Here is a 26,250-nt window from a genome sequence, read left to right as displayed (position 1 = left end):
CAGGGCGAACGGAGAATTGCATGACTTTCACCCTCCCCGGTTTCGACCTCGACGCATTTGTCCGCAGCACGCTGGCGGAAGACCTTGGCGAAGGGCTTCCCGGCGGCGGGCATGACGTCACTTCCGAAAGCGTGATCCCCGCCGATGCGCGCTTTTCGGGCGTGATGGACAGCCGCGATGCGATCATGGTTGCGGGCCTGCCGGTGGCAGAGGCTTTCTTCCGCGCGCTCGACCCTGATATGGAGATCGAGGTACTGGCGCAGGAAGGTGCTGCGGTAGAACCGGGCACAGATCTGATGCGCCTTACCGGCAATGCCCGCGCCATGCTGACCGCAGAGCGCGCCGCGCTCAACACGGTCCAGCACCTTTCGGGCATTGCGACCATGGTACGCGAATATGTCGACGCCATGGACAATCCAGATTGCACCCTGCTCGACACACGCAAGACCATCCCCGGCCTGCGCCACCTCGAGAAATATGCCGTGCGCATGGGTGGCGGCAGCAATCACCGCATGGGGCTGTGGGATGCGGCGATGATCAAGGACAATCACGTTCTGGTCGCGGGATCGGTCGGTGAAGCAGTGCGCCGCGCGGTCGAAGCCGGCGTGCAGGAAATCATCTGCGAAGTCGACCGGCTCGATCAGATCGAACCGGCGCTGGCGGCCGGAGCGACCCGGCTGCTGCTCGACAATATGGAGCCAGATACGCTGCGCGAGGCCGTGGCAATTGTCGACGGACGCGTCCCGACCGAAGCATCGGGCGGGATCAATCTCCAAACAATCAAAGCCAAGGGCGCAACCGGGGTCGATTATGTTTCGGTCGGACGATTGACCCAAAGCGCCCCCGCAGCCGATATCGGGCTGGACTTCACGGCGCTGTGACGAGGCTGTTTGTGCTCACGGCCAGTCGCAATGGCGACGGCCTCCGCGGGAACGGCCTTATGGTCGGCGGCCATTCGGTCTTGCGGGCCGTCTGGGTCGGCCCGATCTTGCTTGCACTCGCCCCTGTAGTCGCCCAGGCGCAATCCTATCAGTGCCGGATGCCACGCGCCATCGAGGCACCCTTTGCCGAGCGCAGCGGCCCCGTCAGGCAAGTGCCCGTCACCGGCTATACGCTGGCGCTGAGCTGGTCTCCCGAGTTCTGCAAGGGCCGCGAGACAAAGCGCGCCGACGCTCTGCAATGTTCAGGCCGCAATGGCCGCTTCGGCTTCGTGCTGCACGGGCTATGGCCAGAGAGCGGGCGGACCTGGCCGCAATGGTGCCCGACTCGCAATCGCCCAACCGGGATCGATATCGCGCGCCAGCTCTGCCTCACACCCTCGGCAAGGCTGGTAGCCCATCAATGGGCGAAGCATGGGGCCTGCATGGTCAAGCGCCCTGAGACCTATTTCAAGGTCAGCCGTATCCTGTGGAACTCGCTGCGCTGGCCCGACTACGATCGCATTTCGCGCCAGAAGGGCCTGACCGTGGGTGACATTCGCAAGGCCTTCCTCACCGCAAATCCCGGTTGGAAGGCAGAGGCGCTGGGCGTACATCTCGACGACAAGGGATGGCTCGAGGAGTTCAAGCTCTGTTACGGTCGGAACTTCATGCCGACCCGCTGCGACCGCGCGCGTTTCGGTGCGAAGGATGACGCGCCCGCAAAAATCTGGCGGGGGCTGTAGCGATGTCCAGAACTGGGTGGAAAGCGGGCATTGTGGAAGGCACCTGAAGTTTCAGTTTCTGACCTCAATCTCATGCGCTTTCTTGCAATCGCCCCAAAGCTGCACGTCTCCAAGGCTGTACTGAAGCGAGCCTGAGCGGGTGGAATCCCAGATGGCTAACGCCAATCGAGCATCGCGTTGTTGATCGAGCCAATTCAACAAACCACTACCGCCATATCCATCACTCGCTGATTGCGTGAACAATAGCCGCCCTTCGAGTTCTTCCGGATACTTTATCTCGATCACATCTCCGGTCTTTGGCCTGCGACCTTCTGGGGCTTGGAGATAGACTGTCATCGTTGGTGCAATCCGGTTGCCGACATCGTCAATTGGACTGCCGAACTGTTCCAATGGCAACATCTCGCAGACATCCGTCGCACCAAGATTTGCGAAGTTCTGCGCGTAGGTATGGTTTGACGCATCGTATGAAATGAAGCGCGGCGCGACATGCTGCCAGCCGAAAAACCCTATTGCACCAGTTGTTACTGCGACTGCCACCGTCCACGCAAATATTCTGCCTCTAATAGGACTATCGGACATGGATGAATTCTCAGACTGATTGCCCTATATGTCAACGTCCGCTTTTGGGCCGTGAGCGGACGTTCCTGTTTCTAGCGCCGCGCCTTGAAAAATCTGCGCAGCAGCTCACCTGCTTCATCTTCCCCCATGCCCGAATAGACCTCGGGCCGGTGCAGGCATTGCGCCTGTTCGAACACGCGCGCTCCATGTTCTACCGCCCCGCCCTTGGGATCGGGTGCCGCGTAATAGAGCCGTGCGATTCGCGCATGGCTGATAGCGCCCGCGCACATCGCACAAGGCTCGAGCGTCACATAGAGGTCGCAATCGGTCAGCCGGTCTTGCCCTAGCAATTCCGCTGCCATCCGCAGCGCGCGAATCTCCGCATGGCCAGTGGGATCGGGCGGATTGCGCGTGCGATTCGCCGCCACCGCGACAATCTCTTCCCCGCGCGCAACCACCGCGCCAATCGGCACCTCTCCCTCGCGCGCTGCATCGCCTGCCACTTCAAGTGCACGCTGCATCGCTTGCGGGATCGGCCATCTGGCTCCTTGGCGTGTCATAAGCCGCCCGCTAGCCGGTGGCGGCGTGTGCCGCAACTCGCTTGACGATTCGCACTTGCCCCGCTAAGCGCGCCGCTTTCCGGGAAAACCCGAAACTTGAGGGGCCTTCGATCCGTATCGTGGCCCGCAACAGTAACGAACGAGAGATACCATGTCGCGCATCTGCGAACTGACCGGCAAGGGCCGCCAGGTTGGCCACAATGTGAGCCACGCCAACAACAAGACCAAGCGGGTGTTCCTGCCGAACCTGCAGAACGTCACGCTGCTCAGCGAAAAGCTCGATCGCAGCTTCAAGTTCCGCGTTTCGACGCAGGGCCTGCGTTCGGTCGAACATGTCGGCGGCCTCGACAATTGGCTGCTCAAGACCAAGGACGAAAAGCTTTCGGCCAACGCGCTGAAGGTGAAGCGTGAGCTGAAGAAGGCGCAAGAAGCGGCCTGATTGCTCGCCCGCAAGGGCTGCGCTGTTCGAATTGCAAGGCGCGCGGGGCAACCTGCGCGTTTTTTGCGTTCAGCCTCCGGGCGGGCGTTTGGCGGCTGGTGGCTGCGGCGCCCAGTGCAAACGATAGAGCAGGGTGCGCTGCAAGGCCGCACCATTGTCATCGCTGATCATCCATAGCGTATAGGAACCGTCACGGCGTGGCACGGCGGTAAGCCCTTCGAAATTGTCGCTGGGCATGGGCTCTTCAATTGTCGCAATTACCTGGCCCTGCCATTCCTTGCCCCGCTCGATCTGCGCAGGATCTGCCAGTGCGATCTTGGCCGAGAAGCGCGGCGGTATCACGCCTTCGATCTTGCGCATCAGGATCAGAACGCGGCCATCGCGCAACGGGGCAATATCGGTCGCGCTAAAGCCTTCAGGTGCAGAGAATCCAAATTGGAGCGGCTCGCCATCCTCGACCGGATCGCGATCGAACAGCAGGGCCGGCTTGCCTCCACCGAACCAGTCTTCGGAACCTTCACCGATCACCAGGAAGCGCCCATCGGGCAGCCGCGCCATGGCTTCAGGTCCGCTATTGTTCCACCAGCCGCGCATCGATTCGGGTTTGGCGCGCTTCGGCTTAGCCATGGCAAGCCCGCTGCGCTCGATCGTGTTGGTGCCCTCATATCCGATCCAGATATGCCGGCTCGCGGGATCATATGTGACCGATTCAGCATCGACTTGCCGCTTGTCGCCCATCTTGACGCGCGCAAGATCGCCGAAGCGCGGCAGGCGGTCGTTCCCCGGAGGGGCGAAGCGGAGCCAGTGGCCCATATCGCTTATGGCCAGAAGATCGTCGGGTGCGATCGCGGCGATCCCTGAATAGCCGTGGAACCTGGTGTTGGGGCTTGTGAGGTGCCACACGCCTTCAACTGAAAGCTGACCGGCAGTGCCGCGTCCCGCATCCAGGTCTTCGGCGTGAAGCAGCGGGCGCAAATCATCTGCCTTTGGGGCATCGCGCAACCAGGTACCAGGAGCGAGCCCGAGCGCGACCACCGCAATGACAATCAGCCTTCGCATCGTGCCCCAGCCCTTGCCCCGCCGACTGGACCGTTCAACCCATCGGGCCGGTGAACAGCAGCGGATCAAGCCGCGCGTCGCGCCATTTCAGGCTCCAGTGGAGATGCGGCCCCGTCGCGCGTCCGCTCATGCCCACAGTACCCAGCCGCTGGCCCTGCTTAACCTTCTGTCCCAGCTGCACATTGATCGTCGCGCAATGAAGGAAGGCGCTGTTGAGCCCCTGGCCGTGATCGATGATGATGAGATGGCCTTCGAGTGAGAAGGGCACTTTCGCCGCGAGCACAACCACGCCATCGGCCGGCGACACGAACGGCGTGCCCGCGCCCGGCGCGATGTCGAGCCCGGTGTGATAGCTTCCCGGTTTGCCCTGATAGATACGCTGCGATCCGAAGCGGCCCGAAATGCGGCCCTTCACCGGCCAGACAAATTCCTGTTTCCAGCCGTCGACCTGCGAATCCTTCGCGCGCGCCGCCCAGATCTGCTCCAGTTCGGGCTTGCGGCGCTTGAGAAAGGCCTCGCTCGACTTGCCGGGCCGCAATGGCGCGTTGATACGTTCCAGCTTCCATGCGCGCGGGGCGATCGCCAGCGATTGGCGGATGGTCCTGCCATCCTTCAGCCGGGCAACAAGTTCCAATTCTGCAGGCGCATCGCGATCGAAGGCGGCGAAGAAGCGCCCATCCACTGCAAGCGCAAGCTTCTGCTCCCCGAGGCTGGCCGAAACCGTGCCTTCAGGAACCAGGCCGCGAATCCAGCCGCCTTGCTCTTGCTCGCCATGCCACAGGAAACGCCCGGCATTTGCGGCAGGCTTGGCGGAACGAGGATGCGACTCGGCATTCGCCCCTTCGGCCAGCAATGTGCCCGGCACGAGATTGGAGAGGAGAAGGAGCGCGGCAAAAGCGCCAGGAAGGCCTGCCAGCGTCATGCTTCCGAGGTCAGTCGCCTGGTTGCTGCCTCGGCCGTGGCATAAGCCTCCTGATGCTCGGCGCTCCAATAGCGCAATTCCTCAAGCGGGATCGCTTCGCCGGTGACGGCGCAATAGACATGCTGGCCCGGCCGGAGCACGCGAAAGCCGTTGGGTCCGTATTGGAGCTTCGCCCCATCGTCGCTGGATGACATCAACATGACCCTGCCTTTAGCAAGTCGAGGCTGGACCGACAATTAACCGAATAGATCGTCCTGCGCAGGCGAACCGCCCGACGTCTTCTTTCGCTTTGCAGGCTTCTTGACTGGGGGAGCTGAAGCACCGCCGGTTTGCGTCACGTCCAGCGAGCCATCGGCGAATTGCAGGCTCAGCTCGTCGATCTTCGCGGCGGCGGCTTTGCTGGTGAGCGCGACGCCATCACGGCTGCGGACGATGGCATAGCCGCGTTCAAGCGGCTTCTCTGGATGGAACTGACTGGCAAGGCGCGCAAGCGCCGCCAGCGATTCGCGCTTCTGGTCCAGCGGACGGGTGACCAAGGCTGGAGTGAGGCGCGCAGTTTCCAGCCGCCGCCTGCCATCCTGCAGTCCGCGTTCAAGCACGCGTGGTGACAGGCGCGAGGATATTCCGGCAAGCTGCTCACGCCCACGCCCGGCCCGGTCCATCAGCGCGCGACGCAGGCGCTCGCCCAGTTCGTCGAGCCGCTGCGCTTGCGGCTGAAGCAATTGTTCGGGCCGAGGCATCCGGCGAGTGCGCGCTTCCAGCCGTTCGCGCCCCAATTCGACCGGTCGCAGTGCCGCCTGCGACTGGCGATTGGCAAAATCGGCCAGGGTAGCGAGCAGATCCGCACGCACTGGCACCGCCATTTCGGCAGCAGCGGTCGGTGTCGGCGCGCGCCTGTCGGCCACGTAGTCTGCCAGCGTTGTGTCGGTTTCGTGGCCGACTGCCGATATAACCGGAATGGTACATTCTGCGATGGCGCGGACCACCGCCTCTTCATTGAAGCCCCACAGATCCTCAATCGACCCGCCGCCGCGCGCAACGATCAGAAGATCGGGCCGGGGCAGCGTGTCTTCTGCCGAAAGGGCTGAAAAGCCACGGATGGCTTGCGCTACCTGCTCTGCCGAGCCTTGCCCTTGCACCAGCACGGGCCAGACCAACACATGGCTTGGGAAGCGGTCGGCAAGGCGGTGAAGGATATCACGGATAACCGATCCGGTTGGTGATGTGACCACCCCGATCACACGCGGAAGGAACGGCAGGGGGCGCTTGCGTTCGCGCGCGAACAGGCCCTCCGCCTCCAGCCGCTTGCGCGTTTTCTCGAGCAATGCCAGCAGCGCGCCCTCGCCTGCTATTTCGAGGCTGTCGATCACGATCTGGTATTTGGAACGGCCCGGATAGGTGGTGAGCTTGCCGCTGGCAATCACTTCCAGCCCGTCTTCGGGCGCGAAGGGCAGGCGCGAAGCATTGCCGCGCCACATCACCGCGTCGATCACCGCTTTCTCGTCCTTGAGCGCGCAATAAAGGTGGCCCGATGCCGCCCGTTTGACCCCGGAAAGCTCGCCGCGCAGGCGCACGAAGCCGAAGCGGTCCTCTACCGTCCGCTTGAGCATCGCGGAAATCTCGGTGATCGAATAGGGCTCGGCGTTGTCGCCTCTGCCCGAGCGCGCTACCAGCCCCCCGGAATCACCAGTGCCATTTCCATCATCAGGCGGGGAAGCAGCCATGAATATCCTTCTTCTGGGCTCGGGCGGACGCGAACATGCGCTAGCGTGGAAGCTGGCGCAATCCCGCTTGCTGGCCGCAGACGGGGACAAGTTCTTCGCCAGTCCGGGCAATCCGGGCATCGCCGAACATGCCGAATGCGTGGCGCTGGACATTGGCGATCACAAGGCAGTGGCAGCGTTTTGCGCCGAGAATGCGATCGGTCTGGTCGTAGTCGGGCCAGAAGCGCCGCTGGTCGATGGTCTCGCCGACAGCCTGCGGAGCGATGGGATCGCCGTATTCGGCCCATCCAAAGCGGCGGCGCAGCTTGAAGGCAGCAAGGGCTTCACCAAGGATTTGTGCGAGCGCGCCAATATCCCCACCGCGGGTTATGTCCGCACTCCTTCGCTCGATCAGGCGTTGGCGGCGCTCGACCGTTTTGCCGCACCCTATGTGCTGAAGGCCGACGGCCTGGCCGCAGGCAAGGGAGTGGTGATCGCCGAGACGCGCGAAGCGGCGGAGGAGGCGCTGACCGACATGTTCGGCGGGGCCTTTGGAGAAGCGGGCGCCGAAGTCGTGATCGAAGAGTTCCTGACAGGCGAGGAAGCGAGCTTCTTCGCCCTGACCGATGGCACCGCAATCCTTCCCTTCGGCAGCGCGCAGGATCACAAGCGCGTGGGCGAAGGCGATACCGGCCCCAACACTGGCGGCATGGGTGCCTATTCTCCCGCACCTGTCCTAAGCGAAGAACTGCAGGCGCGCGCCATGCGCGAGATCATCGAGCCGACGGTCGCCACCATGCGCGCGGAGGGCATGCCCTATTCGGGCGTGCTTTATGCCGGGCTGATGCTGACTGAATGCGGCCCGCAACTGATCGAATACAATTGCCGCTTCGGCGATCCCGAATGCCAGGTGCTGATGAGCCGGCTGGAGAGCGATCTGGGCGAGATCATGCTGGCCTGTGCCAAAGGTCGCCTGGCCGAATGCGAAGCCCGCTTTGCCGACGAGACAGCCCTCACCGTGGTGATGGCAGCAAAGGGCTATCCTTCCACGCCGGAAAAGGGCGGCGCGATCGATCTCGATTCCGCCGAAGCGAACGGTGCCAAGGTCTTCCATGCAGGTACTGCGCTGAAAGAAGGCAAGCTGGTCGCCAATGGCGGACGCGTGCTCAACGTCACAGCGCGTGGCGCCAATGTGACCGAGGCGCAAGCCGCCGCCTATGCCGCAGTCGATGCGATTGCCTTCCCGAGCGGATTCTATCGCCGCGACATCGGCTGGCGCGAAGTCGCGCGGGAAGGCGAGCAGGAAAGCCCAGCCTGATCGCTCAGAAACCGCTCGCGGCGATCCTGTCGATCAGGTAGAAATTGCGAGACAAGGGAGACATCAATGCGCCGTATATTCCTGATCGCAGCGCTTTCGCTGTCCAGCGCGGCCTGCACCTATGCCGGCGCCGAGACTGAAGCCGCCAGCACCGCGCCTGCGGCCAATCATGACACGCTCGCCTTCGTGCAGGCAGCATGCGGCGATTGCCACGCGGTGGAGGGGCTAGCGCTCTCTCCCAATCCCGAAGCGCCGCGTTGGGTCGATATTGCCAACCGCGAAGGTCTGAACGAGGATACGCTCGCCAACTGGCTCAGAGATGCGCACAACTATCCCGAAGTTATGGATTTCGACCTCGACGGGGATCAGGTCGATATGATCGCGGAATATCTGCTGACGCTGCAAAGCCCGGATTACAAGCGCCTGCCGGACTGATTTGCGAACGCCCGGCCTGCGGCGAGCAATTAGCCGAGCTTCTTCTCCATCAGCGCCTTGAGATCGACTTCGGTGCGCGCACCATAATGCGAGATGATTTCGCAGGCGGCGATGGCACCACGCTTGAGGCATGTCTCCAGCGGTTCGCCTTTCACATGCCCGTAAAGGAAGCCCGCAGCAAAGAGATCGCCTGCGCCAGTCGTATCGACCACTTCATCGATCGGTTCGGCTGCGACCTCTGCCCGTTCGCCATTGCGCGTTGCAATCGCTCCATCGGCGCTGCGGGTTACCACCAGCGTCGGGATCTTGTCCTTGATCGCGGCGATGCCGGCTTCCATGTCATCTTCGCCCGTCAATGCCGCCAGCTCGAGATGGTTGGCGAAGAGGATATCGATCAACCCATCGTCGATCAGCGCGCGGAAATCGTCTCCATGACGATCGATCACGAAGACTTCGCTTAGCGTGAACGCGACTTCGCGGCCCGCATCGCGCGCGGTTTCGATTGCCCGGCGCATGGCCGCGCGCGGCTCTTCCGGATCCCACAGATAGCCTTCGAGATAGAGCACGCGGGCACCGCCGATGGCTTCTTCATTGAGAGCATCGGCCGGCAGGAACTGGCTCGCCCCAAGGAAGGTGTTCATGGTCCGCTGCGCATCGGGCGTGACGAAGATCAGGCAGCGCGCAGTCGAAGGTGCGCCGGCGCGCGGGGGCGTGTCGAAATCAATCCCCACGGCGTGGATATCATGCGCGAAGACCTCGCCCAGCTGATCCTGCGCCACCTGGCCGATGAAGGCGCATTGCGCACCGAGTGCCGAAAGCCCGGCCAGCGTATTCGCCGCCGATCCGCCAGAAATCTCGCGCGCGGGGCCCATCGCATCGTAGAGTTCCCTTGCGCGAACATCGTCAACCAGAGTCATGCCACCACGGTTGAGTTGCAGCTCTTCGATCAACTCGTCGCTTGCCGGGGCCATCACATCGACGATGGCATTGCCGATCGCGATCACATCATAACGGGGTTCGGTCACATGAATTCCTGTTGCAGAGCAAAAAAGACGAGTGAGCGCCTAGCCGCTCGAATGCGCAGCGCCAAGTGCATATGGCGCGAAAGCGTTGACTTGCCGCCGCGCTGCATCGAAATGCAGGCGTGACGATGAGTGCTGTAATCACCTCCCTGTTGAAGGCTTTCGGCCAGCTTGGCGATCCCGCAGTGTTGCGTATCCTGGCGAAGAGCATGGCGATTACGCTGGCGATCTTCGCCATCGGTGGCAGCGCAACGCTTTATGCGCTCTATCATGCGCTGATCGCCTGGGGAGTAGGTTTCAGCGCCGAACTCAGCTCGATCGCAGCCCTGATCTTCACGCTGACTGCCGGTTGGTTCCTGTTCCGCATCGTCGCTATCGCCGTATTGCAGTTCTTTGCCGATGAAGTGGTCCTGGCGGTCGAGCGAAAGCACTATCCGGTCGAAGCGCAACAGGCCCGCGCACTGCCCTTTCGCGAGGACTTGTCCAACAGTCTGCGCGGGATTGTCCGCACTCTGCTGGTCAATCTGGTGGCGCTGCCGGTGGCGTTGATTTTGCTGTTCACTGCAATCGGACCGGCGGTGGTATTCTTTCTGGCCAACGCCATCTTGCTGGGTCGTGAGTTAACCGATATGGCATGGTTGAGGCATCAATTTGAACCTGAAACGGGAAGTCCGGTCAGCCCGGCGCAACGCTTTGCATTGGGCGCGGCGGTCGCGGGATTGATGGTGATTCCTTTCCTCAATCTTCTCGCCCCTATCCTCGGCGCGGCCGCTGGCACGCACCTCCTTCACACATGCCGAAAAGCCAATGCGAAATAGATCCCTAGCCCTCACCGCCTGCCTGCTGCTGGGCGCCTGCGCCGCAGTCCCGCAAGCCTCGCCACAAACGGGGTCGCGCCCGGCGCAGACCAGCGTCCCGGCACCCATGCGGCCCCCACCGCAGGTGGTTCCCGCCCCGCCCAGCAATCAGTTCCGTCCGCCTCAAGTGATGCGGCTGCCCGGCCTCGATCAGGTGATCGGGTCAAGCGCGAGTGAGCTCGAGCGCAAATTCGGCAAGGCGCAGCTCGACGTGACGGAAGGCGATGCGCGCAAACTGCAGTTCAGCGACACCCCCTGCGTGCTCGATATCTATCTCTATCCCTTGCGCCCCGGCGCAGTGCCGAGCGCTACGCATGTCGAAGCGCGCCGAGCCAGCGACGGGCGAGCGGTCGATCGGGCAGCCTGCGTCAGGGCATTGTCCCGCAAATAGCGCCGCTCACAGGCAAATCCCGGCCTGGTAACCTGAATTTAAGGCTGTTGCTTCAAGCAGGTCCCTGAAAAGAAGGGGGCTCCGACGTGTCATGAGCTATCAATTCGATGAATTGGCCAAACAGGTCGCCGAAGACGGGCAGATTACGCCGTCCGAACTGCAATCGCTGCGCCAGCTGGGCTGGGGCGACGGCAAGATCTACCGCGAGGAAGCCGAAGCTATCTTCGCGATCAACCGTTCAATCCAGCATCCGACCGCCGAGTGGGTCGATTTCTTTGTCGAAGCGATTGGCGAATTCGTGCTCAACGGCAGCGAGCCGCGCAATATGTGCAGCGAGGACGAAGCCAAATGGCTGATCCAGTCGCTCGATCAGGATGGCAAGCTCGAGAGTATGGGCGAGCTGGAATTGCTGGTTCGCGTGGTCGAGCGCGCTCAGAACGTCCCCGACTTGCTCAAGAACTACGCCTTGCGCCAGGTCGAACAGGCCGTCCTGACCGGAACCGGCCCGACGCGTCACGGCGGCGATCTGTCCGCTACGCATATCAGCGCTGCCGAATGCCGGATTCTGCGCCGCCTCATTTTCGCCAGCGGAGGATATGGCCCGGCGGCAGTCAGCCGCTATGACGCCGAAATGCTGTTCCGCCTCAAGGACGAGACGCTGCAGGAAGAGAACGCACCGCAGTGGGACGATCTGTTCGTCGACGGCGTGGCGAACTTCCTCAAGGGCTTCCAGCTGAAAAACGCGCAGCTCAGCCATGAACGCGTGAAGGAGCTGGAAGGCTTCATTGCCGACAACAGCCCCAGCGTGGGCCGATTCTTCGGCGCCATGGCGCGCGAAATGCCGAATGTGCGGAACCATTTCGGCCAGATCTTCGGCAAGAACGAAAGCGGCACTCGCTATATCGAAGCCGAAGCGGCCGGAAACCTTGTCGACGATTTCGAGCAGGAATGGCTGGAGAAGATGATCGACGCCGATGGCCAGGTCGACGATCTGGAACGCGCGCTGCTCAGCCGGATCATCGAAGAGGGCTGACACCTGAAGCTATGAGGCTGATTTCCGTCAGCTTCGAACGAATATATGCGGATGCGAGAACCGGCGCGCAGCGTGCTTCAACGCATGTGAGCACCGGAAGCGCAGCAGCGGTGCATTTGCAGCCGAAGCCAGCGCAATTCAGACCATGAAGGACTCGCCGCAGCCACAGGCGCCCTTCGCGTTGGGGTTCTCGAACACGAAACCGGCGGTGAAATCGTCCTCGGCCCAGTCCATTACGCTGCCGACGAGATAGAGCACGCTCGCACCGTCGATATAGAAGGTGCCGCCGGGCGTTTCGATCTTCTCGTCGAACCCGGCTTCCTCGGTGACGTAATCGACCGAATAGGCAAGGCCCGAACAGCCGCGACGCGGGGTCGAGAGCTTGACGCCGATCGCGCCCTCCGGCGCCTTGCTCATCAATTCCGCAATGCGCGCTTCGGCCGCCGGGGTAAGCGTGACGGCGGCGGGGATTTCGCGTGTCTTGCTCATAGCATTCCCAGCTCCAGCCGCGCTTCGTCGGTCATCTTTTCAGGACCCCAGGGCGGATCCCATACCAGATTGACTTCGGCATCGCGCACGCCGGGCACGCTGGCAGCGCGCAACTCGACTTCGCCGGGCATGCTCTCCGCCACGGGGCAATGCGGCGTGGTAAGCGTCATGGTGATGATCGCATCGCTTTCATCGTTGATCTCGACTCCATAGATCAGGCCGAGGTCATAGATATTGACCGGGATTTCCGGATCGTAGATTTCCTTGAGCGCGGAGATCACGTTTTCGTAGAGTTCACCGCCAGGCTCGCCCGCGCCAATGCCCTCAGGCTTCTGCTGCAGAAATCCTTCGAGATAATCGCGCTTGCGCTCCAGCTTTTCAGCTGCGGATTCGCCGGGATCGACGGCGTCCTCCACTCGCGCGCGCGGCGGCTTGGCAGCACCGCTCACAACCTCCGCATTGGGAGGCGGTGCGGCCACGAAGTCCTTCTCGCTCCTCTGCTCGTTCATCCGAAAATCCTCTTGGTCCTTTCAATGCCGCGGATCAGCGCGGCAACATCGCTTTCGCCGGAATACAGGCCGAAGCTGGCGCGCGCCGTGGCCGGCACGCCCAGATGATCCATCAGCGGCTGCGCACAGTGATGCCCGGCGCGGATCGCAACGCCTTCCTCGTCCAATATGGTGCCGAGATCGTGCGGGTGAATGCCGTCGATCGCAAAGCTGACGATCCCCGCACTATCGGCCGGGCCGAACAGCGTGACATCGTTCATCCGGCCAAGCTCATCGTGCACCTGCGCGACCAATGCGGTTTCTCGCGCATGAATTTCGTCCAGGCCGATCCCGGTGACGTAGTCGATAGCGGCATGGAGCGCGACGGCTTCGGCAATCGCCGGAGTTCCCGCTTCGAAACGTTGCGGTGGCGGGGCATAGGTCGTCTTTGCGAAGGTCACGCGATCGATCATCGATCCGCCGCCCTGCCAAGGCGGCATGCTCTCGAGAATCTCGCTCCGCGCCCACAAGGCGCCTATGCCCGTGGGGCCATAGAGCTTGTGCGCGCTGAACGCGTAGAAATCGCAATCGAGCGCACCGACATCGACAGCAAGGCGCGGCACGGCCTGACAGCCATCGAGCAACAGCTTCGCACCGACGCCATGTGCCAGATCGGCAGCGCGGCGCGCATCGAGCACGGAACCGAGCACGTTGGAGACATGTGCGAAAGCGACAAGTTTGTGCTGACCCGTCAGCATCGCTTCCGCTGCGTCGAGATCGATCCGCCCATCATCGGTCAGCGGGCAGACATCGATCTGCGCTCCGGTCTTCTCCGCCACAATCTGCCACGGCACGATATTGGAATGGTGCTCCAACATGGACAGCAGGATGCGGTCGCCCGCCTGCAGATTGGCCATTGCCCAGCTATAGGCGACGAGATTGATCGCTTCGGTCGCGCCGCGTGTGAAGACTACCTCTTCCTCAGCGCCACCGATGAATTGCGCGACGCGCCGCCGTGCCGCTTCATAGGCCAGCGTCATCTCGGCCGAACGGGCATAGACCCCACGGTGGACGGTGGCGTAATCCTCGCCCAGCGCGCGCGCCATGGCATCGATCACAACACCCGGCTTCTGCGCCGTCGCGGCGGTATCGAGATAGTGCCAGGGTTCGCCATTCTTCGTCAAAAGGCCGGGGAAGTCGCTGCGCAGATCGCGCTCAAGGGATGCGGGCGCGTTCATAGCGCAGCCTCGTCAAGCTGTTCGAGCGCTTCCGAAAGCATCCGCTCGCGGATTGTCTCATCCTCGATGGCCACAAAGGCATCGCCGATGAAGGCCTGGACCAGCAGCTTGCGCGCGACCTCGGGCGGAATACCGCGCGCGGCCATATAGAAACCAGCCTGCTGGTCGAGTTGGCCGATTGCGGCACCATGCGCGCATTGCACGTCGTCGGCAAAGATCTCGAGCTCGGGCTTGGTATTGGCGCTGGCGCCCTTTTCCAGCAGGATCGCGCGGAAGTTCTGTGCTGCATCGGTCTTCTGCGCATCGCGCTGAACTTCGACCCGGCCGAGGAAATTGCCCACCGCCCGGCCCCATTGCACAGCGCGGACGACCTGGTTGGAAGTAGCATTGGGCGCGGCATGGATCGTGCGGGTGACGAATTCCTGTACCTTGTCGCCCCCGCCGATGGTCACGCCACCGAATTCGAAATGGGCGCCATCCTCCAGCGTCACTTCCAGCTCGTAGCGCCGGTATCTCCCGCCCGCGATGGTGGCGAAGACCTCCAGCCTTGCACCTTTGCCGACATGGACGCGCAAGCGCTCGACCGATCCTTCGGCGCCATCGCCAGAAAGCAGCGAGACATATTCGCGCCGGGCCTCGCCGGGGGCAACGCTCCATTCGGTCCAATGCGTGAGTGTGTCGACGCTCGAAACCGAGAGATAGTCGGCATCGGCATAGCGCCAATCCTCGTCCCGCGTGGTTGGGCGTTCAAGGATTGCGGTTTCGCTCACGCCGCAGCCTCCGCCATCACCGCGTCATAGCCTTCGCTCTCAAGCCGCAGCGCCAGCTCCGGCCCGCCCGTGCGAACGATCCGTCCTGCTGCGAGGACCGAAACCTTGTCCGGCTTCACATAGTCGAGCAGGCGCTGGTAATGCGTGATGAGCAGCACGCCCTTTTCGGGTGAGAGCATGATCGCATTGATCCCTTCGCCCACCACGCGCAGCGCATCGATATCGAGCCCGCTGTCGGTTTCATCGAGCACTGCAAATGCCGGATCGAGAATGCCCATCTGGACCATCTCGGCGCGTTTCTTCTCGCCGCCCGAAAAACCGACGTTCACATTGCGCTTGAGCATCTCCATGTCGAGCCCCAGCAGCGCGGCCTTTTCCTTGGCGAGCTTGAGGAATTCGCCGCCCGAAAGCGGCTCTTCGCCACGCGCCTTGCGCTGGGCATTCAAGGCTTCGCGCAGGAACTGGACGTTGGAAACGCCGGGAATTTCGACCGGATACTGGAAGCCGAGGAACAGGCCTGCAGCGGCGCGCTCATGCGGTTCCATGTCGAGCAGATCCTTGCCGCGGAAGCTGACCGAACCCTGGGTCACCTCATAGCCGGGCCGCCCGCCCAGCACATAGGCGAGCGTCGACTTGCCCGATCCATTGGGGCCCATGATCGCATGGACTTCGCCGGCGTTCACAGTGAGCGTGAGGCCCTTGAGAATGGGTTTGCCGTCGATTTCGGCGTGCAGGTTTTCAATTGTGAGCATCTTGTCTTTCATCCAATCGGGGCGCGATCAGAACACCTCCATCATGCCGGGGGCGAAATAGATCGCGATCGCCGTGAAGAGGACCATCACGACATTGCCGGCGGTCGAAAAACCGCGGCTCATATTCATTACCAGCGCGCTGAGTGCTGCGAGCGCAGGCAGAAGGAACAGCAGAATCTTCTGCATGTCCGGCGCAAGAAGATCGTCGAGACCGGGAATCATCGCTGTTCCTTCCTGTCGCTGCGCGGCGCACTGCGGCGGTGGTGTTCGCGCCGTGCATCCTGCTTGTCCGCGATGCGGATTCGCATTCCGGCGGTGATCCGCGCCAGCACGGCGTCCATATTCTCGAGAATGTCGGAGGCTTTGATCCGCATCACGCGGATGCCGACGCTTTCGAGGCTCTTGTCGCGGCGCTTGGCCAGCGTGTCGTTCTGGCCTTCCTCATCGATGGCGATGGCCATGCCTAGGTTGTGGCAGTTGAAATCGACGATCGCGCTTCCGACCACCGCATGGCGGGTGAATTTGTAGCGGCCCAGGTCGGCCTTGGCGAAACGCTCGGCCAGCGCCTTGTGCGCCTCGGACGAGTGGCGCCGCAGGTCGCGCGCCTGTTCATGCAGCACATCGAGCCGCTTGTCCGAGATTTCCCACCCACGGCCCTTCTTCTTGAGTGCCGGGGCTTCGGCCTCTTCCGACGGAGTGTGGATCTGGAGGGTCTTGCGGTCAGTCATTGATCTGAACCGACGGCATTGATGGCGGAAGAACTACGCGAGGAATGGGCCTTGAATAGAGGCCTTCTTCAAAGATGAGTTCGCTGCGACGCATTGCTTCCGCGCCTTCAATAAGCTCAATCGTGAATTGATACCTGTCACCCCTGTCAGTCGGCAACGCCGAGAGGATATCGTTCTGCAGGGCGACTAAATCACAATCACGCATCGCTTGCAGATCAATCTGCCGCAGCTCTTCCGCGCGCGGATCGGATTCGTTGGACTCTCGTAGAGAGTCGTGTGGTTGCAGGCTGCTGCCGTAGAGTTCGGTTTCGATTGCAATCATGCGTAGGTCGAAGAGCGTACGGCACTGTAGGTAGGGTTCAGCCATTTCCATCGCTTGCTTTAGTGTAAAGCGCTCGGCCGCTACCGCCGGTGAGGCCATTGAGACCGCAAGAATAATCATGCTGCGCATCATCCCACGCTCCCTTCGAGCGAAATCGCCAGCAGCTTCTGCGCCTCGACCGCGAATTCCATCGGCAGTTCCTTGAGCACATCCTTGGCAAAGCCGTTGACGATCAGCGCCACCGCCTCTTCCTCTCCCAGCCCGCGCTGCATGGCGTAGAACAGCTGATCGTCGCTGATCTTGCTGGTGGTCGCCTCATGCTCGATCTGCGCGCTCGGGTTCTTCACCTCGATATAGGGCACGGTATGCGCCCCGCACTCGCTGCCGAGCAGCAGCGAATCGCATTGGGTGAAATTGCGCACGCCATCGGCATTGGCCGCCACACGCACCAGCCCGCGATAGGTGTTGTTGCTCTTGCCCGCCGAAATCCCCTTGGAGATGATCGTCGAGCGGCTGCCCTTGCCGTTATGAAACATTTTGGTTCCCGTATCGGCCTGTTGGTGGTTATTTGTAACCGCAACCGAGTAAAACTCGCCGACCGAATCCTCGCCATTAAGGACGCATGAAGGGTATTTCCACGTAACCGCGCTGCCGGTTTCGACCTGTGTCCAGCTTATCTTGGACCGGGCGCCCTGGCACAGCCCGCGTTTGGTCACGAAATTGTAGATCCCGCCCTTGCCCTCGGCATCGCCGGGATACCAGTTCTGCACTGTCGAATATTTGATTTCTGCATCTTCCAGCGCGACCAGCTCAACCACAGCGGCGTGAAGCTGGTTCTCGTCACGCTGCGGCGCGGTGCAGCCTTCGAGATAGGAGACATAGGCCCCCTTCTCGGCCACGATCAGAGTGCGTTCGAACTGGCCGGTGTTTTCGGCATTGATGCGGAAATAGGTGCTGAGCTCCATCGGGCAGCGCACGCCCTCCGGCACGTAAACGAAAGTGCCGTCGGAAAAGACTGCGCAATTGAGCGCAGCGAAGAAGTTGTCATGCTGCGGCACGACCTTGCCGAGCCACTTCTTCACCAGTTCCGGATGTTCCTTGATCGCTTCGCTGATCGAAAGGAAGATCACGCCCGCCTTCTTCAGCTCTTCGCGGAAGGTGGTGGCGACCGAAACGCTGTCAAACACGGCATCGACCGCGACCTTACGCGCGCCTTCGACCCCGGCGAGCACTTCCTGCTCCGCAATCGGAATCCCGAGCTTGTCGTAAACCGCCTTGATCTCGGGATCGAGCTCGTCGAGCGAAGCCAGCTTGGGCTTCCTTTTCGGCGCCGCGTAATAATAGGCGTTCTGATAATCGATCGGCGGGAAACTGACCTTCGCCCAGTCCGGCTGGGGCATGGTCAACCAATGGCGATAGGCCTTGAGCCGCCATTCGAGCATCCACTCCGGCTCGCCCTTCTTGGCCGATATGAAACGGACCGTATCCTCCGACAGCCCCTTTTCGGCGAATTCGGTTTCGATGTCGGAAGACCAGCCATGCTCGTACTCGGCCGCATTGGCAGCGGCTTCGCGCGCATCCTTGTCTATTTCAGGCCTGTCCATTTCATAATGGTCCTGGATATCGGCGTTGGGGATGTCGATCTCTTCGCTCATGCGGGTTCTTCAATCCTGGTCAATTGCGTCAGCGGGATATCCGCCAGCGCGCCGCGCAGGGCATTGTTGATCACCGGCCAATGCGGCTTGACCGCACAATTGTGGTCGACGCAGCAATCATGCCCATCCATGCATTGAGTCAGCGCAATCGGCCCTTCTACCGCTTCGACGATTTCAGCGACGTTGATCGCGGCAGCGGGCCGTGCCAGCTGCAATCCGCCGCCAGACCCGCGCACGGAGCGAAGCAGCCCCGCCTTGCTGAGCATGCTGACCAGCTTCTGCACAGTGGGAGCAGGCAGGCCCGTTTCGGCCGCCAGTTCCGCCGCGCTGGTACGCGCACCGCCACAATGGCGCGCGGCGGCGCTCATCGTAACGACGGCATAATCGGCCAGATTGGAGAGGCGCATCGGCGGTTAAAACTCAAATCAGATGAAATCGGTCTGATTTGCACCTATGCATGACTTTGGATCATTTCAATGCAAAATCACTTGTTGCGAGTCGTTAGCAACTAATGGCCGCCTGTGACGCTCAATCCTGGTATTTTGCGAGCTGTCTGGCTTCATTACCGCCAAACACATCGACTGCGCCATATCCGTCCTGCCGCAGCGTCGCCGGCATGATCGAATCGTCGCTGCTGGCAATCACGCGAGGCGTATTGCCGGTAAACTCGCGGATTTCGCGAATCAGATGCGCCTGATCGTAAAAGGCATTGAGCACTTCCAGCCTCAGCGCTTCGTCCAGTTGCGAATCCGCCAGCAGGGTTGCAGCGCGAATGGCGCGGTATCGGCGCTTGAGCCGCGAAGGGGTCAAGCCAAAGAACCGTTTGACGAGGCGCTGCACCTGCCGGTTCGAGAATTGCAGCCTGCCATAAAGCTCTGCGGTGGGGGGATTGAGACCGCTGCTGATCCAGTCAAACGCTGCTTCGATCAATTCGCGGTGTCGTTCGGGGAGCGGGGCGGCGCATGGCCGCAGTATATCCGCCATCCTGTCCAGCCCCGCCCTCGCCTCGATCCTGCCCGCCTGCAGATCGCCGGCAAGCTCCATCGCCGCATCGCTCGCGACCTGGCCCAACGCCGTCGCCACATCGAGAAAGCGGTCTCCAAACTGGGTAGCAGGCAGGCCAGTGATTGCCGCCCAGCCGTAGAAAGACATGGATGCGCCGAGCAAAGTGGCAGGGCCGTCGATCTTCAGAGGATATGCATGGCTGAGCGGGCCGACGGCCGCTGCATGGGGTGGGGATTCCACAAATCCCTGGCCGAAATCGATCCTCCCGGACGCTCCATCCGAGATCAGGAGCTGGCCGGAATAGGCCGGCAGCATCTCCTCAAGACCGATCGGAGCAATCCGCAGGATGTAGAGCGAATTCAGGTAAGGCGCGAGATCCTCTGGCGCGGGGACAAACTCGAACGCATGGCGCGCGCGCTCACTCATCCGGGTAACGCGGCATCCGAATTTCGCGCAGGTTCCTGGGTGTGAGCATTTCGGTGAGATAGGGCGTCTCTTGGCCACCGAGCCTTGCAGGTGTGCGCCCGACGAAGAGCTGGATTTCGCGGATCATATGCGACTGGTCATAGAACGCCTCGCCCAGCTCCGCTTCATATTCGGGCGAGAGCTTGGGGAACGAAAGCAGTGCGGCGGTGCGCAGGGCGCGATATTTGCGCGCCAACGCGCGCGGCGGAAGGCCGAAATAGCGTTCGACAAGGCGCTGCACCTGTCGTTCGGAATAGGCGAGCGACGCCATCAAATCCGGAACCAGAGGGTTGAGCGAAGTATTGAGCCAGCGGCTGGTGGTGCGAATGAGTTCGATGTGGCGGGTGCTGACCGGTTTCACATTTGCCGCGATATAGTCGCACAGCGCCATGGCGCAGTCGTGACCGGACTTGGTGCCCGCACGATAAGCTTCGCACAAATCGCGGCCCAAATCCGCGGCTTCAGGGCCCAGCCAATCCGATGCAGCGACGAAGCGATTGCCGTATTCGCCCGCATCGCGCCCGGTAAGCGCCGCCCAACCGAGCACGGACAGGGCCGCCCCGATCGAGTGGAATGGTCCATCGACAACAAAGGGCGCTGCCACTGAGAACGGACTCATCAGATTGACTTCATGGCTGGGTTCGGCGTGGCCGTCGCGGAAATGCATCTCGCCGGTACCATATGGGAAGATCGACAAGTGCCCGACTGCGGCGGGTTGGATGTCGCGTATTTCCGGCTCGTCACAGCGGAAGTGGTAGAGCGTCGTAATATAGTCGCTCACCGCCGCCGGCGGCGCGATATATTCGAGCGAGAACAGCGAACGCGGCGTGAGGGCGAGGCCTGCCTCTCCGCCCCCTCCGGTTCGCCCTTCGGCATCTTCCATCCGCTTGGCCATTGCCCCCTGACCCTTCTGTTCTTGCTACCCCGACTTCTGTTTGGCGTTCCAAGCATCGACCTTCTCTTCGAGGATGTCGAGCGGGACCGGCCCCGAACTCAGGATTGCATCATGAAAGCCGCGAATATTGAAATTGTTCCCGAGTTCGCCGCGCGCGCTGCTCCGATTCGTCGGAATGGCCGCCCCACTTGCCATAATCGGTATCGCACACCCCACGATAGTGCCTCAATTCTGGTGAAAGCGCCAGTTGTGCGGCCTCGCAGCGCCCGAACAAAGTGCCAAGTGATTCGGCAGGAGCCTCCGCACCAGTCGGCTGGAGGCCCCGGTTTTGCAGTCGATTGAGCGGTCGCACAACCGCCAACTGCAAGGCTGGCGCCCATATGACCCGTCAGGATAAGTCGCTCGAAACGCATCGATATCTCCAGCAGGAGAGGGATGCGTCGCCTTAGTCGCGGAACGCGGATAAAAAAAGGGCGGCCCCTTAAAGAGACCGCCCTCTGAAGTTGAGGAACTCTTCGCATCGCTGCTCCGAGCCCTTCGGGTCGCAGGAGTGTGCTAGCCGATTCTTCGCGGGAGTAATTGTATGCAAGCGACATAGCCGGAACAAAAAGCAGCATGGCTGTCACAAAACTGAAATGAAACGATTTTCCAAGGCCCTGGCGCGCGCCGCTCGACAGGCGTTCGCTCACTTGGCATAGGCGCGGGCAATGTTCTTCCGTCTGCTGCGCCCTGCGCTCTTCGCTCTCGACTCGGAAACCGGCCATCGGCTCGCGATCGACGGTTTGCGGATGAAGCCGCGCGGCAGGCCGCCGAAACCGGGCAAGCTCGCTGTAGAGGTCGCCGGGATTCGCTTCCCCAATCCGGTCGGAGTGGCTGCCGGCTTCGACAAGGATGCCGAAGTGCCCGATGCGCTGCTGGGGCTGGGCTTCGGCTTCACTGAGGCCGGATCGATCACCCCGCTTCCGCAGGCAGGCAATCCCAGGCCGCGGCTGTTCCGCCTGGTCGAGGACCGCGGCGTCATCAACCGCATGGGGTTCAACAATGGCGGCGCACAGGCAGCACTGGCGCGGCTTGAAAAGCGCGCGGGGAGGCCAGGCGTCCTCGGCATCAATATCGGCGCGAACAAGGATTCATCCGATCGCGTGGCCGACTATGCAGCGATGACGCGGATGATGGCGCCGCACGCAACCTATCTTGCGGTCAATATCTCCAGCCCCAACACGCCGGGTCTGCGCGCACTCCAGGATGAGGGCGCGCTCACCGGCCTGCTCGACGCCGTGATCGAAGCGCGGGGCGAGGTCATGGGCGAAAATGCTCCGCCGATCTTCCTCAAGGTCGCGCCGGATCTGGAGCCCGCCGATATCGACGCCATCGCGCGAATCGCGATCGACCGGAAGCTGGGCGCGCTGATCGTATCGAACACGACGATTTCGCGCCCGAAGCTGAAATCGCACCATGCGGGCGAGACAGGCGGTCTGTCCGGCGCGCCACTGCGTCCGCTTGCGCACCAGCGGCTGAGGGATTTTCGCAAGGCCACAGGCGGCGCCCTGCCACTGATCGGCGTGGGCGGCATATCCTCGGCCGAAGATGCATGGGCGCGCATCAGGGCCGGGGCGAGCCTGATCCAGCTCTATAGCGCGATGGTCTATGAAGGCCCCTTGTTGGGGGCGCAGATTGTGCGCGAGCTCGAGAAACTGATGGAGCGCGACGGCTTCAGCAGCATTGCCGAAGCTGTCGGGACCGAACCCCCAGTCACTTAGGGGAAGGGAAGAGCCGGAGGTTGGCTCACCAGCACCACGCCTTCGCGGCGCGGGTCGAATCCGCCGTCGATCGATCCGTCGCGGATAAGGACGCCGTGGACTCCCGAATCCTCACCCTGGCCCGGCCTTAATAGGATTCCGCGTTGGGCGAGGCCTGCCAGAATGCTGGCATCGAACTTGTCGACTTCGCCTCTCGCCACATCACCTCGTGCGACCAGATTGGGCAGTGCCAGTGCATCCTGCATCGACATGCCCCAATCGAGCGAAGCGATCAGCGACTTGCCGACATATGCAGGTATCGAACTTCCGCCGGCCGAACCGATCGCTCCGGCGAATTCTCCATTCCTGTCGAGAAGGATCAGAGGCATCATCGACGAACGTGGCCTTTTGCCCGGTGCGACCGCATTGGACGCAAGCTGACCGTCCTCCTGATAGGGATTGAAGGAGAAATCGGTCAGCTGATTGTTGAGGAAGAACCCGTCAACCATCCTCCCGCTGCCGAAGATCGATTCGACCGTGGTGGTGATCGACAGCACATTTCCATGCGCATCGCGGACAATGAAATGCGATGTGCCTGCTGGCTCCCTTGTCTTGTCAGCGATCAGCCTGTCCGCGCCTTCGGGCTTCCCGGCAGTGACTTTGCCTGCGCCATGCGGGCCGATCAACGCTGCACGCCGGTCAATATAGGCCGGGTCGAGCAGGCCTTCGACGGGAACGTGGACGAAATCCCCGTCACCGAAATAGGCATCGCGATCGGCATACATCAGCCTGCTGGCTTCAGCGAAGAGATACCAGGCCTGTGGATCGCCTGGCCCGCGCTCGGCAATGTCGGTCCGTTCAAGCAGGCCAAGCAGTTCGAGGAAAGCCGCTCCGCTCGACGGCGGTGGCGGAGCACAGACCTGCCATTCGCGATAAGGCCTGCAAACCGGCTCGCGCTTGACCGGACGATAGCTGGCCAGATCCTCCATCGTCATCGTACCGCCGAGCGGCGCAGCGCGCGTGCGCTGGACGATCTGCGCCGCGGTGCTCCCGCGATAGAGCGCGTCCGTACCCTGATCGGCAAGGCGGCGCAGGAATGCGGCATAGGCCGGGTTCGTCAGCCGGTCGCCCGCCTGCATCCGCGTACCATCCTCGCGCGAAAAATAGGCGTCAGCGTCGGGCTGAGATAGCTGCGGAAAGGGCCGCTGCAAGAACCGGCCCAGCCGCGGGCTGATGATAAAGCCGCTTTTTGCGGTCTCGATCGCCGCGTCGAACAGCCCATTCCACGGCAGAGCGCCATGGTCCTCGTGCAGTTGCGCCAGCGCCGCGACGGCACCCGGAACACCGGTTGCCCGGCCGCTGACCACGGCATCGCGAAACGCCAGCGGTTGGCCCGCCGAATCGAGGAACATGGTCCGGCTCGCTTGTGCCGGAGCTTTCTCGCGCCCGTCGTAGATCGTGATCTTGCCCGTGGCCGCGTCAAAATAGTTGAGGAAGGCCCCGCCTCCCATGCCGGAGGATTGCGGCTCGACCAGCGACAGCATCGCCTGGACGGCCAGCGCAGCATCGGCTGCGTTGCCGCCCCGTTGCAGCACATCCATCCCGGCCTTCGCCGCAAGCGGATTTGCTGCAATGACGAATGGCTCGACCGACGCGGTTGCAACGGTCGGAGACTCGGACGAATCAACTGTTTGCCCGGCTGCCGCACATGATGTGAGCGCGAGAGCGAGGCAGGCTGCCCAAAGTGTTCGGAATTTCATGTTGGTTATCTCTAGAGTCGCGGTGCCCTGCTTGCAACGCAGCTGTGCCCGGTTCGCACCAAGGCGGCACGAGGCGTCTTGCCGCTGGCGCAGAGGCAGCTTAGACCTTCCAACGGGTTTCACGAGATGCCCTCCCCGGGAGCAGGAGCGCCGCCTTGCAGCTGCACGATATCGATTCCGCCAACAATCTGGTCGAGCTGTTTCTCAGCTGCGCAGACAAGAAGGGTGACGCCCCCTTCCTGGGCCGCAAACTTGGCGATGAATGGGTCACACAAAGCTGGCACGAAGTGGCGGATCAGGTCTGCCTGTTGGCCGAAAACCTGCGCAGGCTTGGACTTGAAGCAGGCGATCGCGTCGCGCTCGTATCTGAAAACCGCCCTGAATGGTGCATCGCCGATCTAGCCATCATGGCGGCGGGCTGCATTACAGTGCCGACCTACATCACCAATACCGAGCGCGATCACGTCCATATCCTCGACAATTCCGGCGCTCGCGCAATCATCGTATCGTCCGAGAAACTGTTGAAGCCGCTTCATGCCGCAATTCAGGCGACGGGCATGGCCGAGCATGTCATCGGGATCGAGGATTTGCGCCGCTTCCAGTCGGGAACCTTCGACTATCACGGGTGGGGTGCCATGCTCGAAGGCGATGCCGGCACCGCGCGGGCAGCAGTCGATGCGCGCATGGCCGGCATCGGGCGCGATGAAACCGCCTGTATCATCTACACCAGTGGCACGGGCGGGGCGCCGCGCGGGGTGATGCAGCACCACGGCGCGATTCTGTGCAATGTCGCGGGTGCCGCCGATATTCTGATCGAGGATTTCGGGATCAAGGACGAGCGCTTCCTGTCCTTTCTCCCCCTCAGCCACGCCTATGAACACACTGGCGGCCAGTTCCTGCCGATCAGCGTCGGTGCGGAAATCTACTATTCGCAAGGGCTGGAGAAGCTCGCCAGCAATATCGAGGAAGTCCGGCCCACGATCATGGTGGTCGTCCCGCGCCTGTTCGAAGTGCTGCGCACGCGCATCATGAAGCAGGTCGAAAAGCAGGGCCGTTTCGCCAATTACCTGATGGATCGCGCCCTGACGATCAGCGAGAAGGGGTTCGGCGGCAAGAAACGCAAGCGCGACCTGCCGATGAACTTCCTGCTCGAACGCACGCTCCGTCCCAAGATCCGCAAGCGCTTTGGCGGGCGGATCAAGGCCATGGTCTCGGGCGGCGCACCGCTCAATCCCGATGTCGGGACCTTCTTCGAAGCCATGGGGCTGACCATGCTGCAGGGCTATGGCCAGACCGAGGCCGGCCCGGTGATCAGTTGCAACCGGCCCAAGACCGGGCTCAAGATGGATACGGTCGGGCCGCCAATGCGCGGGGTCGAGATCAAGATAGCCGAAGACGGCGAAATCCTGTGCCGCGGCGAACTTGTAATGCGTGGCTATTGGCGCAACCGCGCCGAGACCGAGCGTACCATTCAGGACGGCTGGCTCCACACGGGCGATATCGGCCATCTCGATGAAGCCGGACGGATCGTCATTACCGACCGCAAGAAGGACATGATCGTCAACGACAAGGGCGACAATGTGGCGCCGCAGAAGATCGAAGGCATGCTGACGCTGCAGCCCGAGATTGCGCAGGCCATGGTGGCCGGCGACAAGCGCCCCTACATCGTCGGCCTGATCGTTCCCGATGCGGAATGGGCGCTCGAATGGGCGCGTGCCAATGACGAGAAGTTCGACCTCAAGGCGCTGCAGGGCCTGCCCGCGTTCAAGAGCGCGATTCGCGCGGCGATAGACCGTGTGAACAAAGATCTCTCAGTGGTCGAGAAAGTGCGCCAGTTCGCCTTTGCGGACGAAGCCTTCGCCATCGAGAACGAGGAAATGACGCCGAGCATGAAGATCCGGCGACATGTAATTCGCGGGCGTTACCAGGACCGGATCGACGGACTCTACAAGGGGTAGCCGGGGTGCCCGCCAGTTCACCGCTT

31 protein-coding genes are annotated in these 26,250 nt (G+C 62.1%); 10 read left to right on the top strand and 21 right to left on the bottom strand.

The features are described from left to right. Positions 1-20: 20 nt before the first annotated feature. Positions 21-881: a carboxylating nicotinate-nucleotide diphosphorylase gene (gene nadC / locus ACQY6C_RS06265; protein WP_427966253.1), complete on the top strand. Its 861-nt coding sequence runs from the start codon at positions 21-23 to the stop codon at positions 879-881. Beyond that, complete coding sequence (locus ACQY6C_RS06260) at positions 878-1,663, top strand: ribonuclease T2 family protein (protein ID WP_427966251.1); 786 nt, start codon at positions 878-880, stop codon at positions 1,661-1,663. Before nadC ends, ACQY6C_RS06260 begins: the two co-directional genes overlap by 4 nt. A gap of 51 nt (positions 1,664-1,714) precedes the next feature. Here ACQY6C_RS06260 and ACQY6C_RS06255 read toward each other — a convergent pair whose 3' ends face one another. Both ACQY6C_RS06255 and ACQY6C_RS06250 read right to left on the bottom strand, forming a co-directional pair. Continuing rightward, entirely contained in the window at positions 1,715-2,242 is a 528-nt protein-coding gene (locus ACQY6C_RS06255) for a hypothetical protein (RefSeq protein ID WP_427966248.1), read from the bottom strand. Positions 2,243-2,313: 71 nt separating this feature from the next. After that, the gene (locus ACQY6C_RS06250) at positions 2,314-2,781 is read right to left on the bottom strand and encodes a nucleoside deaminase (RefSeq protein WP_427966245.1); all 468 of its coding nucleotides are present in this window, start codon (positions 2,779-2,781) and stop codon (positions 2,314-2,316) included. 151 nt (positions 2,782-2,932) lie between these two features. Between ACQY6C_RS06250 and rpmB the strand changes: the two genes are divergently transcribed. Beyond that, positions 2,933-3,220, top strand: coding sequence for a 50S ribosomal protein L28 (gene rpmB, locus ACQY6C_RS06245; protein WP_427966242.1), 288 nt, complete (start codon positions 2,933-2,935; stop codon positions 3,218-3,220). A 69-nt stretch (positions 3,221-3,289) separates the two neighbouring features. Here the strand turns inward: rpmB and ACQY6C_RS06240 are convergent, their stop codons facing one another. From ACQY6C_RS06240 to xseA, 4 genes are read right to left on the bottom strand one after another with little or no spacing between them, the layout of a single operon-like run. Beyond that, complete coding sequence (locus ACQY6C_RS06240; RefSeq protein ID WP_427966239.1) at positions 3,290-4,279, bottom strand: esterase-like activity of phytase family protein; 990 nt, start codon at positions 4,277-4,279, stop codon at positions 3,290-3,292. Between the two features lie 34 nt (positions 4,280-4,313). Further along, positions 4,314-5,201, bottom strand: coding sequence for a M23 family metallopeptidase (locus ACQY6C_RS06235; RefSeq protein WP_427966236.1), 888 nt, complete (start codon positions 5,199-5,201; stop codon positions 4,314-4,316). Further along, positions 5,198-5,401 carry a DUF2093 domain-containing protein gene (locus tag ACQY6C_RS06230; protein ID WP_427966234.1) on the bottom strand — a complete coding sequence of 68 codons (204 nt, stop codon included), beginning with the start codon at positions 5,399-5,401 and terminating at the stop codon, positions 5,198-5,200. Before ACQY6C_RS06230 ends, ACQY6C_RS06235 begins: the two co-directional genes overlap by 4 nt. A 36-nt stretch (positions 5,402-5,437) precedes the next feature. After that, on the bottom strand, positions 5,438-6,925 hold the full coding sequence (xseA, locus tag ACQY6C_RS06225) for an exodeoxyribonuclease VII large subunit (RefSeq protein ID WP_427966231.1): 1,488 nt from the start codon (positions 6,923-6,925) through the stop codon (positions 5,438-5,440). Here xseA and purD point away from each other — a divergent pair. Beyond that, positions 6,924-8,222: a phosphoribosylamine--glycine ligase gene (gene purD, locus ACQY6C_RS06220; protein WP_427966228.1), complete on the top strand. Its 1,299-nt coding sequence runs from the start codon at positions 6,924-6,926 to the stop codon at positions 8,220-8,222. The two genes, xseA and purD, sit on opposite strands and share 2 nt — an antisense overlap. Before the next feature lie 66 nt (positions 8,223-8,288). Further along, complete coding sequence (locus ACQY6C_RS06215; protein ID WP_427966225.1) at positions 8,289-8,657, top strand: c-type cytochrome; 369 nt, start codon at positions 8,289-8,291, stop codon at positions 8,655-8,657. A gap of 29 nt (positions 8,658-8,686) precedes the next feature. Here the strand turns inward: ACQY6C_RS06215 and ACQY6C_RS06210 are convergent, their stop codons facing one another. Next, positions 8,687-9,682, bottom strand: coding sequence for an adenosine kinase (locus ACQY6C_RS06210; protein WP_427966222.1), 996 nt, complete (start codon positions 9,680-9,682; stop codon positions 8,687-8,689). 125 nt (positions 9,683-9,807) lie between these two features. Here ACQY6C_RS06210 and ACQY6C_RS06205 point away from each other — a divergent pair, with 125 nt between their 5' ends. The 3 genes from ACQY6C_RS06205 to ACQY6C_RS06195 all read left to right on the top strand — a co-directional run bounded on the left by ACQY6C_RS06205 (position 9,808) and on the right by ACQY6C_RS06195 (position 11,960). Beyond that, a complete protein-coding gene (locus tag ACQY6C_RS06205; RefSeq protein ID WP_427966219.1) occupies positions 9,808-10,497 on the top strand; it encodes an EI24 domain-containing protein in 690 nt (229 codons plus the stop codon). After that, entirely contained in the window at positions 10,487-10,927 is a 441-nt protein-coding gene (locus tag ACQY6C_RS06200) for a hypothetical protein (protein WP_427966216.1), read from the top strand. The genes ACQY6C_RS06205 and ACQY6C_RS06200 overlap by 11 nt, the downstream gene beginning before the upstream one ends. 91 nt (positions 10,928-11,018) lie before the next feature. Further along, on the top strand, positions 11,019-11,960 hold the full coding sequence (locus tag ACQY6C_RS06195) for a hypothetical protein (protein WP_427966214.1): 942 nt from the start codon (positions 11,019-11,021) through the stop codon (positions 11,958-11,960). 138 nt (positions 11,961-12,098) lie between these two features. Here ACQY6C_RS06195 and ACQY6C_RS06190 read toward each other — a convergent pair whose 3' ends face one another. The 13 genes from ACQY6C_RS06190 to ACQY6C_RS06130 form a co-directional block, all read right to left on the bottom strand. Then, a complete protein-coding gene (locus ACQY6C_RS06190) occupies positions 12,099-12,449 on the bottom strand; it encodes a HesB/IscA family protein (RefSeq protein WP_427966211.1) in 351 nt (116 codons plus the stop codon). Continuing rightward, positions 12,446-12,958: an SUF system Fe-S cluster assembly protein gene (locus ACQY6C_RS06185; protein ID WP_427966208.1), complete on the bottom strand. Its 513-nt coding sequence runs from the start codon at positions 12,956-12,958 to the stop codon at positions 12,446-12,448. The genes ACQY6C_RS06190 and ACQY6C_RS06185 overlap by 4 nt, the downstream gene beginning before the upstream one ends. Next, on the bottom strand, positions 12,955-14,175 hold the full coding sequence (locus ACQY6C_RS06180) for a SufS family cysteine desulfurase (protein ID WP_427966205.1): 1,221 nt from the start codon (positions 14,173-14,175) through the stop codon (positions 12,955-12,957). The genes ACQY6C_RS06185 and ACQY6C_RS06180 overlap by 4 nt, the downstream gene beginning before the upstream one ends. After that, entirely contained in the window at positions 14,172-14,945 is a 774-nt protein-coding gene (locus ACQY6C_RS06175; protein WP_427966202.1) for a SufD family Fe-S cluster assembly protein, read from the bottom strand. Before ACQY6C_RS06175 ends, ACQY6C_RS06180 begins: the two co-directional genes overlap by 4 nt. Continuing rightward, on the bottom strand, positions 14,942-15,697 hold the full coding sequence (gene sufC / locus ACQY6C_RS06170; RefSeq protein ID WP_427966373.1) for a Fe-S cluster assembly ATPase SufC: 756 nt from the start codon (positions 15,695-15,697) through the stop codon (positions 14,942-14,944). The genes ACQY6C_RS06175 and sufC overlap by 4 nt, the downstream gene beginning before the upstream one ends. 27 nt (positions 15,698-15,724) lie before the next feature. Next, positions 15,725-15,919 carry a hypothetical protein gene (locus ACQY6C_RS06165; RefSeq protein ID WP_427966199.1) on the bottom strand — a complete coding sequence of 65 codons (195 nt, stop codon included), beginning with the start codon at positions 15,917-15,919 and terminating at the stop codon, positions 15,725-15,727. Beyond that, complete coding sequence (locus ACQY6C_RS06160) at positions 15,916-16,425, bottom strand: endonuclease domain-containing protein (protein WP_427966196.1); 510 nt, start codon at positions 16,423-16,425, stop codon at positions 15,916-15,918. Before ACQY6C_RS06160 ends, ACQY6C_RS06165 begins: the two co-directional genes overlap by 4 nt. Continuing rightward, positions 16,418-16,879 (bottom strand): hypothetical protein, encoded by a 462-nt coding sequence (locus ACQY6C_RS06155; protein WP_427966193.1) that lies wholly within the window; start codon positions 16,877-16,879, stop codon positions 16,418-16,420. Before ACQY6C_RS06155 ends, ACQY6C_RS06160 begins: the two co-directional genes overlap by 8 nt. Continuing rightward, positions 16,876-18,351, bottom strand: a complete 1,476-nt coding sequence (gene sufB, locus ACQY6C_RS06150) for a Fe-S cluster assembly protein SufB (RefSeq protein ID WP_427966370.1) — start codon at positions 18,349-18,351, stop codon at positions 16,876-16,878. The genes ACQY6C_RS06155 and sufB overlap by 4 nt, the downstream gene beginning before the upstream one ends. Before the next feature lie 47 nt (positions 18,352-18,398). Further along, positions 18,399-18,809: an SUF system Fe-S cluster assembly regulator gene (locus ACQY6C_RS06145; RefSeq protein WP_427966190.1), complete on the bottom strand. Its 411-nt coding sequence runs from the start codon at positions 18,807-18,809 to the stop codon at positions 18,399-18,401. Positions 18,810-18,930: 121 nt separating this feature from the next. Next, positions 18,931-19,833 carry a helix-turn-helix domain-containing protein gene (locus ACQY6C_RS06140; protein ID WP_427966187.1) on the bottom strand — a complete coding sequence of 301 codons (903 nt, stop codon included), beginning with the start codon at positions 19,831-19,833 and terminating at the stop codon, positions 18,931-18,933. After that, positions 19,826-20,767 carry a helix-turn-helix domain-containing protein gene (locus ACQY6C_RS06135; RefSeq protein WP_427966184.1) on the bottom strand — a complete coding sequence of 314 codons (942 nt, stop codon included), beginning with the start codon at positions 20,765-20,767 and terminating at the stop codon, positions 19,826-19,828. The genes ACQY6C_RS06140 and ACQY6C_RS06135 overlap by 8 nt, the downstream gene beginning before the upstream one ends. A 24-nt stretch (positions 20,768-20,791) precedes the next feature. Then, on the bottom strand, positions 20,792-20,962 hold the full coding sequence (locus ACQY6C_RS06130) for a DUF885 family protein (RefSeq protein ID WP_427966181.1): 171 nt from the start codon (positions 20,960-20,962) through the stop codon (positions 20,792-20,794). Between the two features lie 512 nt (positions 20,963-21,474). Between ACQY6C_RS06130 and ACQY6C_RS06125 the strand changes: the two genes are divergently transcribed. Beyond that, the gene (locus tag ACQY6C_RS06125) at positions 21,475-22,527 is read left to right on the top strand and encodes a quinone-dependent dihydroorotate dehydrogenase (RefSeq protein WP_427966178.1); all 1,053 of its coding nucleotides are present in this window, start codon (positions 21,475-21,477) and stop codon (positions 22,525-22,527) included. Here ACQY6C_RS06125 and ggt read toward each other — a convergent pair. Beyond that, on the bottom strand, positions 22,524-24,266 hold the full coding sequence (ggt, locus tag ACQY6C_RS06120) for a gamma-glutamyltransferase (RefSeq protein ID WP_427966175.1): 1,743 nt from the start codon (positions 24,264-24,266) through the stop codon (positions 22,524-22,526). The two genes, ACQY6C_RS06125 and ggt, sit on opposite strands and share 4 nt — an antisense overlap. Positions 24,267-24,421: 155 nt before the next feature. Between ggt and ACQY6C_RS06115 the strand changes: the two genes are divergently transcribed. After that, entirely contained in the window at positions 24,422-26,224 is a 1,803-nt protein-coding gene (locus ACQY6C_RS06115) for an AMP-dependent synthetase/ligase (protein ID WP_427966172.1), read from the top strand. Positions 26,225-26,250 lie beyond the last annotated feature (26 nt).

The sequence above is a fragment of the Altererythrobacter sp. genome (assembly GCF_050299635.1).
Lineage (GTDB): Bacteria > Pseudomonadota > Alphaproteobacteria > Sphingomonadales > Sphingomonadaceae > Erythrobacter.
This window is presented reverse-complemented; position numbering and strand designations above follow the sequence as displayed.